Source organism: Leptospira semungkisensis (assembly GCF_004770055.1).
Classification (GTDB): domain Bacteria; phylum Spirochaetota; class Leptospiria; order Leptospirales; family Leptospiraceae; genus Leptospira_B; species Leptospira_B semungkisensis.
Genome location: NZ_RQEP01000005.1, coordinates 1582346 through 1597314 on the forward strand (window position 1 = coordinate 1582346; position 14969 = coordinate 1597314).

A 14969-nucleotide genomic window follows, 5' to 3' on the forward strand; every position below is an offset into this window, starting at 1 on the left:
CTTTGTTTCGCATTGAACAATCCCAGCAAAATATAAAGCGCAGGTTTCGGACGGATTTGATTTTTGTGCTAAATTACAAAATTCGACATTTGCTAAAATACATGAATTTCTATCTTTCCTTTCTTTATCACAATTGTGATATGTAAAAGTGCATGAAGTTATAAGAGAGATGATTAAAGCTAGTATTATTTTATATTGCATTTTCGATAGATCCTTATGATCCGTTTTCAATAAATTTTTTGTAATTCTTTACAAATCCAAAATTATATTCATATTCGAAGATATAATGCTTGCCATTTCGATTTTCAATTTCAAGCAAATTTCGACCTACTATTTGCGATTTACTGGGTATTTGGATCAGGTATCGTTTGCAGGTAATTAAACCCACTGCCTTGCCTTCTTTTAAGTATTCTTCCGCAATTCTTTTGGGGAAAAAGCGACTCTTCTTTTTTCCAAGCATCCTATAGGGGTAGTTAAAATTATATTCCACTACTAAATCTATCGGCTCTTTATTTAATGAGAAAATATAATTGGAAGGATCGATAAATTTTTGATTTCCGCATATTTCCCATAAAATCCCTTCTTCAAATTGATTGATTTGAAACGATTGATCCTTAAATGAAATATTAAAATTATTTGGATCAGATAAGATTTCTTGAAACGAATCTCTTTGAACATAATAAGCCTCAATTGAATAATCAGTTGGACCTAACAATAGTAGCGAATTAAAGTAATCGGTTTCCCCTCGATGAACGAGTCGGAATTGACTTGTCAATCCTTGTGAAATCAAATCATAATCTCTCAGAACATTTGCGCAGTTGCAGAGTAGCAATACTCCGATTATTTGTAAATAATTGGAGAAGTTTGATTTTGATTTCAAGGACAATCTAAGCCCTCAGTATGTTGTCTGTCATCGCCATCTTCCTCATCACCGCCCTTACCTTCAGGAGGATAACATGCTGCTGCACCAAAAGCTATCGTAATTCTATTAAGAAGCGGTAATCCTGTATTTGATCCAAACTGTAGCATAAAAATCGGTGGGCTCATATCCACATTGCAGTGCGGGACAGGTCCGTCCGAACGACTGCCGCAACTTATTGATATGTCTTCCTTAATGAATATCTTAACATCGATTTTTGCAAAGTGGAGATGGGTGTATTTTAAGATTTTTTTGCCTTGGAATGCTCCATAGGCTGCACCAGCGACTGCCCCAACTGCTGAACCTACTATGGCGCCGAAAGGACCTCCTATCGCACCACCAATTAAGAATCCAGCTGCAGTTCCTATTATTCCTCCTAGGACAGATCCAGCAATGCTAGCTGCAAGTAAGGAAGTTGTGTATCCAAAGCTTGCCCAGCGTTTTGAACTTACGTAAGTAGCAGATTGAAGGCGATTACCTAGACTATTAAAGTTAATAGTATTTGCACCGAAATTTAGTTTATTTGCTCGAATTGAATTTATAAAAGTAGCTTTCTGCAACCAATTTCCTGCCTTTCCGAGCGCGCCGCTCAACCAACTATGTCCATTCGGATCAACCCGATTCAATGGGTTTCCTCCGACATACATGTAGCGATTGAGTCCGTTTATCCCGCTATCAAAGCGATTATCGGCCTCGGCAAATCTCCCCAAGAAAGCATCATAATATCTAGATTTATAATAATACAGTCCCGTTTCGGAGTCTAAAATCTCTCCTGTATACTTGTATCTGAAAATATCGGGTCCAGTAGATTCCTTGAAGTTGATTTCACCATATGGTTTGTAGCTAACAAAGCTCACGCCGCTCTGACCGGGACCGGCAACCTGGTTTCCGACACCGTCCGTGAGCATAGTAGTAGAACCCAAATGATCTAAGCCATAGAAGTAGGCCCCATCTACAGGTGCGCCGGATCCGTTTATCTCTCCTGAGCCGGGGTTAGCTTGGGTGATGAATGGTGTGTCTTCGGAAGTGGATTGGTTTTGTAAAACGAACCAAGGTGCATTTGCGTGACTATTTCTATTCAAGATTCCATTACAGTCTTGGAGCGTGAATACTCCAAAGAAAGAAAGTAACAATGCAGGAGATGCGAGTCCGGACAGTTTTGCTCTTTCGAGTATTACGTTTCCTTTAAGTAGAAACGGATACGCTAAATATAGTAAACCCAATAAAAATAGTATGTATGCAGCTCTTAGATATGCAGTTGGAATACCATTTTGGAAGTATTTAGAATACATAAAGAAGCGAGTAATCGGACTCTTGATTCGATTCTTCCAATATTGACCACAATCGATTGCCTTATCCTTGCAGAAGCCGAGAGTGTCCAGCCAAGGGACAAAAAAGCTAAGTTTGTCGTTTGCTAGTGCGGCATGTCTTCCTTTTCCGTTGCCGTGATCCGTTTGGGTAATCTGCGTTAGGATCTCGCCTTGGAATCCTTTGATATACATTGTATGAGTGGCTTTTTGGCCTGGAGGATTGACGATTTCATACAAGTCGTCCATGTAATATGTGGCAGTGTTTGACTTTTGGTCAAAGGATTTGAATCGATTGCCTGCAGCATTGTATGTATACTTGATCGGTTCTCCCTTGGTTGGATTGTATTCGATCATCTTTCCGTAAGAATCGTAGATCAAGGTATCACCATTTCTGGAAACCATATTGCCTGCTGCATCGTAAGAATAGTCGATTGCGCCTGTTGTGCTACTGTATACTCTTGTCACTGCGTTTGCATGGCTGGAATTTCCGTACGTGTATGTGAAGTTACCTTTCTGAAGCAAGTTACCATCGTTTCCGTAGACATATTTTTCTGTTCCGTAGCTTCCCACCGCTTGCGTGATCCGGTCGTCTGTATCATACGTGAACGTTTGACTTCTGTCCGATCTGATATTGTCGGTTGTTGTGGTTATATTTCCGACTCCGTCAAATTTGTAGCTTGTGTTGGTTAAGAATGTCCCATTTGCTTTCTTCGCCGTTAACTGAGAAATTCTATAATTGATCGTATTGATTGCTATATCCGTTACGACTCCATTCCCCATGGTTTTTCTGAATACTGGCGTTCCATCTACAAAGATCGGTCCTTCATATTTAGCGACTTCTGCTCCGGTGCTTTTTCCATCGGCCGTATCCATTGTGACTGTTTCTAAATTTCCATTGATCGAATATGTGTTGTGGACTTTGGATCCATCAGGGTAGGTGAGTGCGGTTCCTCGCCCGAGAGAATCGTATTCGATTTGGAAGTCTAACTTCATCCCATCGATGCTCTTTCTTTGGGAGGTTGCTTTTCCTTGGGCATTGTATGCGAATTCCGTCATGCCGGCTGCATCGATCGTTTTAGTTAAACGACCGATTGAATTTGAGATTTCTGGTGCATCGTACGAGTATTGTATCGGCCCATCTCCGCCACTTGGATTTGTGTTCGTAATTCTCCCAATGGGGTCATATGTAAAATTCAAACTTTTACCTCTGGCATCCGTTTGCTTGGTGATCTGTCCAAGTGCATCATAATTGAAGCTGACTGTTCCTGAGTTTTGGTCGTTTACGCTCTTCTTTCTTCCTGCGATATCATATGTGAATGTGACACTTCTTCCGGCCGGATCAAGGATTGATGCTGGTTGTCCGTTACTTGCATAACTCGTGGCGATTGTTTTTCCATTTTGCGATTGGGAAATGATCTGCCCGAGTTCATTTTTCGTTTCTATAAGAACTTTCGTTTTTCCATCTGGGTATTGGATGTTCTTAGTAGTGGTCAGCCCGTCATACGAAATTGCGGTGATAATATTTCCGAGTGGGTCAGGCACAGTGTTTCCCGTCGGTCGCAAATCAGGATCATTATATTGATACGTCGTAAAAACGGGAGAAAGGTTGCTGAAATAAGGTTGGGATTTCTGCGTTATTTGATTCTTGGCATAGTCATACGTAGTATCTTCGATAAGCGAAATTCCGCTTGTTGCTGTGTCAGATACCATTCGGATTACATTGTCGTAAGGATCGGTATACTGAGTGATTTTTGTCTGAATCCCACTTGTAGTATCTCGAATCGTTTTTGTGATCGATTCGTTGCTTGAAAGATCGGCTAAATTATATCTTCCAGAGTTTTTGTATTCATAGGCTTCGTTATAATCTGAATTTCCGGGGTAGGTCACCGTCAACAATCGACTACATGCGTCATAGGTTTTGCTCGTTGTAGCTCCATTGGGATCCGTCTTTGAAACTTCTAGTCCAAGAGCGGTGTCATACGTCGATTTGGTGACATGACCGAGTGCGTTCGTTGTTTGAACTGGAAACGTATGAATGTCCGAATCGTAAGCCAGAGTTGTTGTTGCTCCGAGTGCATTTGTAATAGAGACCGGATTTCCGGTTGGATCATAAGTAAAAGTGGAAGTTTGTTCCACATTCGTACCTGCAAATTGGGTCAAAGAGTCGACGACGTCTCCGCTATACGAAATGGATTGATCTTGGGACAAGCCCCCGTCTACTATCTTTTGCATTCGAGTAGTACGGCCGATCCTCCATTGGGTTGTGTCATGAGAATACGTGATGTTTGTTTGGATGCTATGACTTCCAGAAGTCTCCGCTTGCGTGAGCGGAAATCCGAAACTATCATAACCGATATCGGTATTTTTGCTAAGCTCTATTACTCCATTATGATACGAAACACTTTGAACACTTGTGGGAATAGTGAGCTCGGTTCCAAAAGGGTTCGGGTATTGGAAACCACTTTGGATCGTTTCTTGGATTAGATTCCCCGAAGCATTATAACTTCTTTCCGAACTCGAGATTCCGGCCAACCTGTAATCTATCTGGAAAAACTCAGTAATGGTGTAAAAATTTGTTCCCGAATCTTTCTCCGTAAAATCCGCAAATCCTAGGCTTCTCACAATCCCTCTCACACCTGCATAAAATCTAGAATTACTATATTGGAATGTTTCTCCGGAAGTTATGCCTGATCCTAGATTCGCATTCAGACTCGTTACCAAAAAACCTGGAGAAGAATCTACTATATTCGGATAATCTCCTGTTCCTGCTGCAATTGCTCCCGGGTGTAAATGCTTAGGTGAGTAAGCTGCGGTTGCGGATTGAACTCCGTTGGAGACAGTGATTAAATCATCTTCTCCAAAGTTTCGCAGATTCGTACTACGAACCAGAGTATGACCTTGTGTTTTATCCATCCAGAGTTTGACAAGAAGAGCATCGGGCGAGCCATCTCCATTTGCATCTTGGATCATCAACTTACCGATATCCGCTTTGTAGACACCGTTCGTAGTTTGTTCGGCTAGAGCAAAAGGTCCGAATCCGTAGGAATTATTAAGGCTGAGAATACCTGTCCCGTCAGAAAGATAACTCTCTACGTTCTGGGATTCTTTATTGTATACAATGAGATCGTCCATGCCGTCAGAGTTTACGTCTGCGAAATTAAACTGGGTTATATTTTTCCCGTCAGTCGCGTTTAGGTCACTAGAGACCTGATTCCCGAAAGAATTTCCCGTATTGAGAGATACTTTGAGTTTGGTTCCGACAAATGTAATGAAATCAGGTAAACCATCCGAGTTTACATCTCCGAAGAAGCTTTGTAGTCGATCTGCACTAGTGCCCAGATCATACTGTTGAGTTAAGGATGTTTTATTAGTTAGATTAAAATAAGTTACGTTCAATCGATAGCGGATCGTACCATTTGAACTAGCGTTGATCGTATTAAGTTGGGACTGTATATCGCTAGCTTGGGTATTGATTGGACCGATCTGGTTAGCATAGACTAATTGCAGGTCATTAGCAAGGGTGTTTGATACAGGAATGGCTGTCCCTGAGAGTGCAGCTTGCAGTTGGGTAATATCAATATAATTGTTATCCGTATTTAGACAGGCGACATTCACTCCGGAGCTATTAGGAACGAGAACGATGTCATCTATGGAATATCCGAGAGAAAGGCTTGCGATATAATACGTACATCCTTGTAGGTAATAGTCGATCACAGAATTGAAATCGCTCGTGGATACGCTAGATGTTCCAGAATTCAGAATCGAATTTAAGATATCATTTTCTGTATTATAGGAATTTGTGATCGTTTGAGCTTGGGAATTTAGGTCATCCAATTGGTTACTAAGAGCGGTATAGCTAGCGTTTTCACTGTACTGTTCTAATCTTACATACTCAGATTTTCCATCGGCATTCATATCTAGAAAGTCATTGATGAAATAATTGGAAGTTCCGCTAACCTGAATTGCATTTGCAAAACTTCCCTTCTGATTGAGGTAGATATTGAATTTGCTTCCATCGTAATGTATAAAATCGGTCAGGCCATCCGCATTCATATCAGCAAACCAATCGGCTGGAGCCTTGTCTGCAGCCATCCGCTTTGTATTCGTGCTAGAATATTCGAAAAAGTATGAATATGGAGCAAAGACCGTCATGTTTCTGTTAGCTGCAGGAATCAAGACGTTAGAGAAACTTGTTGCGTTTGAGAATGAAGAAGATTTGGAATAGATGACATTTAATTTTCCGTTATTTTCATACGCAAAGTCTGTTCTTCCATCTCCATCCAGGTCAACTGGTTGAGAAAATGTATTATAATGTAATGGAATGGCTGGACTTAAGAAACTCGTCGAGGAATCCATACTTCCGTTTTTGATTGTCCAGGCTCTAAGTTGAATGCTGTTATTGGTTTCAGATCCGACTACACTCGCAAAATCTTGAATGCCATCTCCGTCCAAATCCATAGACATCCAGTTGGTCAATCCGGAATCGATTCCAGCGGAGCAGTAGGTTGGTCCTCCCCAATTATTATAATCTAAGCAAAGAGAAACCAAATTCTCAAAGAATCCTTGATTGCCTCCCCAGCAGGGAGCATAGGCTGCGCAAAGACATGCTGCTGGACCGTAGTTACAGCTATCCCGTTCCGGGATAGGCATATGCATTGCGTATTGCAAATAGTCTGCCATTCTCTTCTCAGTAGCCGTGGCTTGTGTTGGTAAAGGGTTTTGAAATAAGAAGTTCGCATAGAGAAGAAGTCCGCTCGGAACAAACAGATTCAAATTTGAAATTGTTGTGTTTAGATTTATATCCGCAACGGATTGCAGAGAGAAATTTTGGTTCCCGTACTGGAAATTTAGATCGTTGTAATCTTCGGAACCGAATGCGTTAGATTCGCTTCGGTTTAGTGAAACGAGTAGAGAGCGTTCAGACATATTCCCGGTCGAGTATTCAAGTCCATATTTTCTAATCACGGAGCCATCGACCGTGACGCGAATTTCTTCCAGTCGCTTGGTGGTTTGGACCAAAGCTCCGTACATATAGTTAGGAGAAAAGTCCGTGCGATCTTCGTATAAGAATTGAACAGTACGGTTTTGGTAGCTGATTTGATTCGGGTAGTATTCACCATTCGTGCTATCTTCAATGTACGTAATATTATACCCATTGCCGAACGGATCTCTTACTTGGCTTAAAGCCCATGTACGAATAGAGCCATTTTTACCTAAAGCTTCAATTCGAGAATCGGAAGTAGAACCGAATGTGTATTGAGTTCCATCTCTATCCGTTGCTAACCAAGAACATGGGCCATCTCCACATATACCCTGCGGAACATACTTGATCCAAGATTCCTTTCTTGAATGGAAAGTTGTTCGATTGCCGGATACATCTAAAAGTTGTCCCGCTTGGGAAGAGATGAAATCGTCACTTCCATCATAATTAACTCCAAAACTTGGATCTCTCGAGATAGAATGAATTCCTTCTAAATTCCAGCCGACTCCGACGAGCCCATTCGTTCCATCTGATGAGTAGGATAAAGATAATTGAGGTATGATTCCTTTTGTTCCAGGAGGAAGAACAATCTCCACGGAAGTTGCAAGTGATCCGACAGGTGTTGCTCTAAGCTGAGGTAAATCTTGAGGAACCAGAGATCCTGTGATACTTTGAAAAAGAGAACGAATAGAGAATCCACTAAAAATAAAATAACAGGTAATTAATAACAAGATCCCGGTTGACTTTCTCTTCATATTACATTCCTTGTGCTGTGTTGATCCCTTTATATTTTTCTAACTATTTTTAATTATTAACTTTCAAATGTTAACTTAATGATTTTGAAATTTATCTAATTCCAATCTCAGAAGCTCGTTTTCTGCTTGTAACAAAAGTTTTTCCCTTTTTTCCAATTTTAATTTGGATACAAGGCGCCATATAAAGATGATATTCTTTATTGATCTTGGGACTCGCTTCTCTTCATATTGGATAGCGATTAATGTATGAAATTTTCGTAAAGCCCTGACATAGTAGGGTAGCTCTGAATTAAGTTCGAAATATGCTATGTTATACCAGTTTGGTTTGCTCTTAAAATTTTTGGGATTGCGCAATACTTCGATTCGATTATTGTTCAACATAAATTAATTATAAAGTTCACTCGAGGAGACTGGAAATCTGCTTAACTTTCCAAACTGATAAGGTTCAGATAGGGCGAATGTGTGTTCCAAGAGCGTATAACTCGGTTATCATTAGAGAATATTTTAGCAATAATCAAGCAAATAATTTGTCAATATGTCAAAAATAGTAAAGAAACTAGATTCCCCTGGATTGCGGCTTCAGCACGCATTTAAAGAGCTGGGAATTACTCGTGAGGATGGCGCGGAATGCGTTGGGGTATCGGTAACTACAATGAACCGATACTTATGTGATATGGAGCAAATACCGGAAATCCGGATGGATTTTTTGCTTATTAAGAAGGGGATATCTAAGACTTTCGTCTTCGACAATAAAGGCGAGCCAAAGGCCTCCTGGGATGAGCGCCTTGCATTCCTTGATAAAGAAAAAGCATTAATCAAGGAAATAAGGCATAACGCTGTCTTAAAAGAATTGGTCTTAGAATTGGCAAAGCTGAATGAGCGAGATCTCCTATTGATTAGCTCAGTAGTTTCGAGATTGAAGTAATAAAGTTATCTTAAGAATATTTTTGTTACTTTATTCGAATATTTCCAAGCCTGCTCTGAAGTGCTGCCGTCTTCTGTATATGCTGCTTCAGTGATTAATTCGGCATGTAATTCGAAAATTTCTTCTCTTCGCTGATTCTCAAATTGATCACATAGATTCTTAAAAGAAATTGGATCCATCCAATTTAAAAGAAGTCTATTAATAGAAATAATTACCGAAGAGAAATTTGGATTTCTAAAATCCTCTCTAAAACCAACTAAATCCACATTAAATAGTCTATACTTTGTTATTGGAATCCAGGATAACCAAAGAAATCCGAGCATTCCTAGAGTGGCCAAAGAGTTTAAGTAAATACCTAATAGAGGAAGAAAAAATAAAAAAACCGAAGAGATTACGCAGGCTAAAAGTATTCCCGAGAATAAATAAATCGAGTGAAGCCGAACAATGTAATTTCCGTAAAACAGATTGTATGTGATCACGCCTAATCCGGAAAGAAGAGACAAATATATATATCCTAGTATAAAGTAATAAGAGATACTCGCTTTAAAGTGAACCGTATCTCCATCGAAATAAACAGGAGATACGTGTCCGAACAGTGAAAGAAGCGAAAGGGTGATTATTGCGACAGTATGAAAACCTGAGAGAATTTCTGGAACGGATACTGGATCATGAGGCCTTGTATAATTCATAATAATATATGTGGCTAACCAAGGTATAAACAATGACGGGATTGGAGTTAAGTTTATGATAAAGATTCGAAGTTCCGTACTGAAATGGAATTGTCCGAGAAACATTAAAAAGCACCAGAGCGATAAGCAGAACGTGAGTAGTGAATATGCTTTGCAAAGATCGTTACGCTCAGACCTATTATAAAATAAATAAGCAGATGCAAATAAGAGAATCGATGATAATAGTGCCAAATTAATTCCCCAAGTACGTCGTTTTTCGGTCAAATACTCCGTTATTTGATCGGATTGGCAAGAAGAGTTAGAGATTTTAGCACAGAAAAGCTTAGTTCAATTACTTGCCAAAAAGAGACATAAAATTTATTTTCTACCATTCTTCCGTAGCCGGGAAAATAAATTTGTCTGTTATAAATTGGCGAATCGATAGCTCCATATTTTTCATAGATGCTTCTGATTACCGAGTTCGAAACATCGTACATTCCGAACGCTTTCTTTACCCCACGCTCAAGCATATGTTTCGCAGCATATCCGAATAAGCATCTACTCGCTTTTCTAGAATCGAGTGTCCTTGTAAAGATAAATGAATTTAAATCAGCCACATCTCTTCCCAAATGGCCGTATCGTTTCTCCTCTCCATCGATAAATCCCCACTCAAAGGGAAGGAGATTTGATTTTGATTTATAAATTAATCTTAATACAGCTAAGACTTCGCCTTCTGCGGAGGTCGAAAAAAAGTAAGTGGAATACGGATCGTTGTAGCTATCGAAATCTTCAGAAAACCCCACATATCCATGAGAAATGTAGTTCTCTTTAATAAAGGTTCTTAACCCTGAAACTAAATCGGGATTTTTGGCATAGTCGATACAATAGATCAAAGTGCCTGATTTCTCTATCGCGAAGGGAAGGGGAAGATTGGAAGAATCCTTGAATTTTTCCATAAGAATATTATGTCACATAAAGTTTAACAAGGCAATCAGAAAATCCGTTTCGATGTATTATAAAAATATTTTGGAGTATAGGAAGTAGGTGAGGATTGAGCTCTAAATCATTGCACACAGAAAGGCCCGTCCGGTTCGATGGGCCTAACTTCACGCATTAATTACTTTCCTGAAGCTGAACTTGTTCCGATTTTCCACGAGTGATCTCGGCAAAAGTCTCCTCGTACTTAGGATGAACGGTCCCGAATACATAATCCCAGATAGTGGTGTATAAACCGTAATTGTAGCGGAAACTTTGGTGATGCATATCATGATTCGTATTCGTGTTGATCAGTTTTAGGATCCTATTGGAGATCATCCAAGACGGAAATATTTCATACCCGCTATGACCTAATACGTTTCGTATGATTTGAAAGGTCATGAAGACCAAGAGGGCGAGAGGATGAACTGGAAACAGAGTAGCTATGATCGGAAGAATAAGTGCATGGATCAAAGCTTCCCAAACGCTAAAAGAATAAGCGGTCCAAGGAGAAGGGATTAGAGAATCGTGATGAACCTTATGGACTATCTTAAATAACCAGCGAGTATGCATGAGTCGATGGGTCCAGTAAAAGTAAAAATCTTGGATTGCTAAGATGAGCAAGGTGCTGAGGATTAGATACGTCCAACCATGGTCTTCAATTCTCTCATAGAACTGAAAGTATCCGTATTTTCGGAGCACGAGTACCACGAAAGTAACTGCGGTGTATACTACAACGGAAGAAACAGAATATAAAAACTCCCTTCTAAATTGAGCATTTGTGGCGAACTTATTCTGGATCTTTCTATTTTGGAAGGGATGTTTCCAAATATAGAAAAATAGAAATGCCAAGCTAGCAAACGCAAGGTATCTCAGAAAATCTATTAAGAAGATTACTGGAATTTTGGGGCCCAACTCAGACAAGTAGGTAAGCAATTGGTCTTGGAAGCACATATTTGATCCTTTGCGCCATATCGGGCGCTATCACATAATTAAACCAGATTGCGTTTCCTAATTCCGATCGATTCCGGCCAAAAGCTGATCGATTCCGGATTCGATCGGCTATTTTCCGAGTTCCTTCTGCTTTCGAAAATCGCTGGGAGTTGTTCCTACAATTTCTCGAAAGGCGCGATTGAAAGGGGCGAGAGAGCCGTAACCCAGATCCATGGCGATTCGTAAGACTTGGATCTCTTTTTTGTCCGGACTGGAAAGTATTGATTTGGCTTCTTCTATCCTAAAATGGTTTAGGAATTCATTAAAGTTTCTATATCCGAGGCCTTTGTTGATGAGTCTTCTCATCTTCTTTTCGGGAACATTTAGTTTTTGAGCTAAGGCAAGAATGGTCAGGTTTTCATGTAAGTATACTTTATGATCCTTTAAGAGAGAGTTCAACTTTTTTAGAAGATCCTCATCCAAGGGTTCTTCTTCGTTTGTTGTTTCTTTCTCGCGGATCGGAAAGTTAGTCTCCCTGAACTCGAAGATTCGGAAAGAGATAAAGAAAACTAACAGAAAAATGAAGAACGAATTTATCAGATCTAATGTGGCTGAATATTCTTCTCGCATAGTAATCACTTCGACTAATACGACGCCCATACTATAAAGGCCAGTTAGCCATGAGAAGAGCACTCGGAACTCTCTCCTAGATTCTAATAAATCTATCTTCTTATCATTTAAAACCTTTGCTAAGGTCCAAAGTATCAAGATCAGATAAAAGATCTGGGGAGAACTAAGTAGGATCTTAGAAACAACCGAGTTTGCATCCGCTGTGTTTGAAAAGAAAAGTATATAAGAACTATAGCTGTTAATAAAGAGGAATAATAGAATGTGCCAAGGTCTTAGTTCAAAATCATCCTCGAATAGGCTCGATACGAAAAGAAAGAATAAAATCGAAACAGAATGACAGCCTGTATATACAATCATGGCCCAGAATAGGTCCACATTCGAATGGTGAACCCAAGGACAAATGAAATATGCGATCAAGGATAGGGAAAACAAACTTCCTAAAACGTTTTGGTAAGAGATCTTTACTCGGATGAGAAAGTTTAGGATTAGAAAACCTAATTGTGCGATCGTTGTAGCTTTTAGGCAAAGAATGATATTTTCAGTCTGTAACATTTTGTCGAAGAGAATCTAATTGCAAAAGAATTTTAGCCCTGAGTCGAGTAGTTGATTCTATTACCCGCAGTCTTTCAATCAAAAATCAATTTCAGGATTTACGGAACTATTGATTTAGACGTCAAACATTTCAGGATCTTGTTCACAAATTTTTAATGTTTATACCGATTTCCTTCCTATCTCCTAGATAGTTCTTTGAATCAATCCGCTTAGATCCAAGTAAGTAAAAAATATCTTAAAGAACTGGGTTAAACGTAATCTATGCAGGATCATATTAAGGAACATTGGGATGTAATTGTAATCGGGGGAGGGCAGGCAGGTTTGTCTGCAGGTCATTACTTAAGATCTAAGGGAGTGGATTTTCTGATTCTTGATGCTTCTAAAGAGATAGGAGAAGTATGGGAGAAGAGATGGGATTCACTTGTTCTATTCACTCCTAGGCAATTTGACGGACTTCCCGGTTATCCATTTCCTGGAGAACCGAGCACTTTTCCAAACAAGAATGAAATGGCAGCTTATCTGAAAGATTATGCACGTAAGTTTTCCTTACCTGTTCTTTCGAATACGGATGTGGAGCGAATTACAAAGATCTCTAAGAGATTCGTTTTAGATGCCGGTACTAGAAAATTCTATTGTTCTAAGGTCATTGTGGCTGCAGGTAATTCTTTGCCTCGCATTCCAAGTTTTAGCTCGTACATAAACTTTGATATAAAACAAATACATTCTTCTCAATATAAGAATATCGCCGATTTGCCGGAAGGGGATGTGTTGATCGTTGGTGCAGCCACTTCAGGTGTACAATTGGCGTTGGAGATTTCTCGCTCTCATAGAACGTTTATAGCAGGAAAAGTTTCCGGAAAGATACCGGATCTTCTTTTTAAGCTCTCTAGATTCTATTGGTGGTTCATTCATAATGTTTTAACGATCCAAACTCCGATGGGAAGAAAGATCCGAAAGAAAGTCCTGACAAGTGGCGCGCCTCTAATCAAGGAATCTGAAAAAGATCTAAATGCGTCCGGAGCCATAAGATTGCCAAGAATTGAAGGTGTGAAGGATGGACTTCCTTTGTTGCAAGATGGAAGAACGATCGAAGTTGCGTCTATCGTATGGTGTACTGGCTTTAAACCTGACTTTTCCTGGATACAAATACCGGATTTACGATTGGATGAGATCGGTTGGCCCATCGCTCCGAGAGGGATCTCTAACATAAATGGATTGTATTTCATAGGGAATCATTTTCAGTTCGGTCTTACTTCTTCTTTAGTGGGAGGCGTAGGAAGGGATGCTAAGTTCGTGGTCGATACATTGTATGAGAGCAAAATATGAAACCTCTGCTTATTGTTCTAGATGATTGGGAAGGAAGAATTGCTTCTTCACCTGTTTGGAAGAAGATCTCGGATCTGGTAGAGATCTATTTTTTAGAAGGACCGATCAAAGATTCTAATTCGGAAAGGATCCAAGAGGCTGAGTTCTTGATGGCGATACGTGAGAGAACCATTCTTTCCGAAGAAGTTTTCACGTTGATGCCTAATCTGAAGTTGATACTTCAAACAGGCGGTCATGCATATCATCTAGATAAAGAGGCTGCGACTAAGAGAGGAATACAAGTCGCTCTGGGGAGAAGGGCACAGGCTCCCTTGAAGTCCGTTCCCGAGCTTACAATCGCGATGATGTTGAGTCTAACTCATCTTATTCCTCTGGCTCAGTTTGAAATGCGAAATGGAAACTGGCCTTCTCTATTGGGCAAAACTCTACATGGAAGAAGGCTTGGGATCCTCGGCTTGGGTCGTCATGGTTCCAAAGTAGCTCAGATTGCAGAATCTGCCTTTCACATGAATGTTGTCGTATGGGAAAGGCCTGGCTCGAAGCAGGTTAAAGATGATGAATACGAAAGAATTTCTCTAGACGAGCTCTTGTCAACGAGCGATATTATTAGCATTCATCTGAGATTGTCGGATGAATCTAAGGGGCTCCTAGATTCTCAGAAATTCAATCGGATCAAAGAGGGATCTATTCTAATCAATACTGCGAGAGGAGCAATCTTAGATGAGAATGCATTAATGGATGTGTTAAAAAGCGGACGCTTGGCCGGAGCTGGTTTAGATGTATTCGAAGAAGAGCCGCTTAAAAAAGATTCTCCTCTTCGTTTCTTGCCGAATGTTCTATTGACTCCTCATATTGGATGGACTGTAGAAGAGGTATTCGAGGAATTTGCAGATATCGCCGCCACTCAAATTGCACAATTTCTTAAAGGTGAATTGCCTGAGTCCGAGTTGCTTAAATGAAAGGCCTTGATATTTATCAATAATTCCTTTGGGAAT

The 14969-nt window shown here is 40.0% G+C and carries 9 protein-coding genes; 3 read left to right on the forward strand and 6 right to left on the reverse strand.

Features of this window, described 5'->3' with window-relative positions:
• Positions 1-214: 214 nt before the first annotated feature.
• Complete coding sequence (locus EHO59_RS07585) at positions 215-880, reverse strand: hypothetical protein (protein ID WP_135586314.1); 666 nt, start codon at positions 878-880, stop codon at positions 215-217.
• Positions 877-7965, reverse strand: a complete 7089-nt coding sequence (locus tag EHO59_RS07590) for an RHS repeat-associated core domain-containing protein (protein WP_135586316.1) — start codon at positions 7963-7965, stop codon at positions 877-879. The genes EHO59_RS07585 and EHO59_RS07590 overlap by 4 nt, the downstream gene beginning before the upstream one ends.
• Positions 7966-8500: 535 nt before the next feature.
• On the opposite strand from EHO59_RS07590, the gene EHO59_RS07595 reads away from it, so the two are divergent.
• Entirely contained in the window at positions 8501-8890 is a 390-nt protein-coding gene (locus EHO59_RS07595; RefSeq protein WP_135586318.1) for a hypothetical protein, read from the forward strand.
• 5 nt (positions 8891-8895) lie between these two features.
• Here EHO59_RS07595 and EHO59_RS07600 read toward each other — a convergent pair whose 3' ends face one another.
• The 4 genes from EHO59_RS07600 to EHO59_RS07615 all read right to left on the reverse strand — a co-directional run bounded on the left by EHO59_RS07600 (position 8896) and on the right by EHO59_RS07615 (position 12648).
• Positions 8896-9843 (reverse strand): histidine kinase N-terminal 7TM domain-containing protein, encoded by a 948-nt coding sequence (locus EHO59_RS07600; protein ID WP_342776307.1) that lies wholly within the window; start codon positions 9841-9843, stop codon positions 8896-8898.
• Between the two features lie 8 nt (positions 9844-9851).
• Positions 9852-10451 (reverse strand): LBL_2463 family protein, encoded by a 600-nt coding sequence (locus EHO59_RS07605; protein WP_246052692.1) that lies wholly within the window; start codon positions 10449-10451, stop codon positions 9852-9854.
• Positions 10452-10671: 220 nt separating this feature from the next.
• Complete coding sequence (locus tag EHO59_RS07610) at positions 10672-11487, reverse strand: sterol desaturase family protein (protein ID WP_135586323.1); 816 nt, start codon at positions 11485-11487, stop codon at positions 10672-10674.
• Positions 11488-11595: 108 nt separating this feature from the next.
• Complete coding sequence (locus EHO59_RS07615; RefSeq protein WP_135586325.1) at positions 11596-12648, reverse strand: AraC family transcriptional regulator; 1053 nt, start codon at positions 12646-12648, stop codon at positions 11596-11598.
• A gap of 261 nt (positions 12649-12909) precedes the next feature.
• On the opposite strand from EHO59_RS07615, the gene EHO59_RS07620 reads away from it, so the two are divergent.
• Together EHO59_RS07620 and EHO59_RS07625 are read left to right on the forward strand one after the other, a co-directional pair.
• Entirely contained in the window at positions 12910-13974 is a 1065-nt protein-coding gene (locus tag EHO59_RS07620) for a flavin-containing monooxygenase (protein ID WP_135586327.1), read from the forward strand.
• A complete protein-coding gene (locus EHO59_RS07625) occupies positions 13971-14933 on the forward strand; it encodes an NAD(P)-dependent oxidoreductase (RefSeq protein WP_135586329.1) in 963 nt (320 codons plus the stop codon). Before EHO59_RS07620 ends, EHO59_RS07625 begins: the two co-directional genes overlap by 4 nt.
• Positions 14934-14969: the final 36 nt, after the last annotated feature.

Bases quoted from the DNA above. Each gene is read 5' to 3' on its own strand.
- EHO59_RS07590 (WP_135586316.1), bottom strand. From the start codon at position 7,965: ATGAAGAGAAAGTCAACCGGGATCTTGTTATTAATTACCTGTTATTTT.
- EHO59_RS07595 (WP_135586318.1), top strand. From the start codon at position 8,501: ATGTCAAAAATAGTAAAGAAACTAGATTCCCCTGGATTGCGGCTTCAG.
- EHO59_RS07610 (WP_135586323.1), bottom strand. From the start codon at position 11,487: ATGTGCTTCCAAGACCAATTGCTTACCTACTTGTCTGAGTTGGGCCCC.
- EHO59_RS07615 (WP_135586325.1), bottom strand. From the start codon at position 12,648: ATGTTACAGACTGAAAATATCATTCTTTGCCTAAAAGCTACAACGATC.
- EHO59_RS07620 (WP_135586327.1), top strand. From the start codon at position 12,910: ATGCAGGATCATATTAAGGAACATTGGGATGTAATTGTAATCGGGGGA.
- EHO59_RS07625 (WP_135586329.1), top strand. From the start codon at position 13,971: ATGAAACCTCTGCTTATTGTTCTAGATGATTGGGAAGGAAGAATTGCT.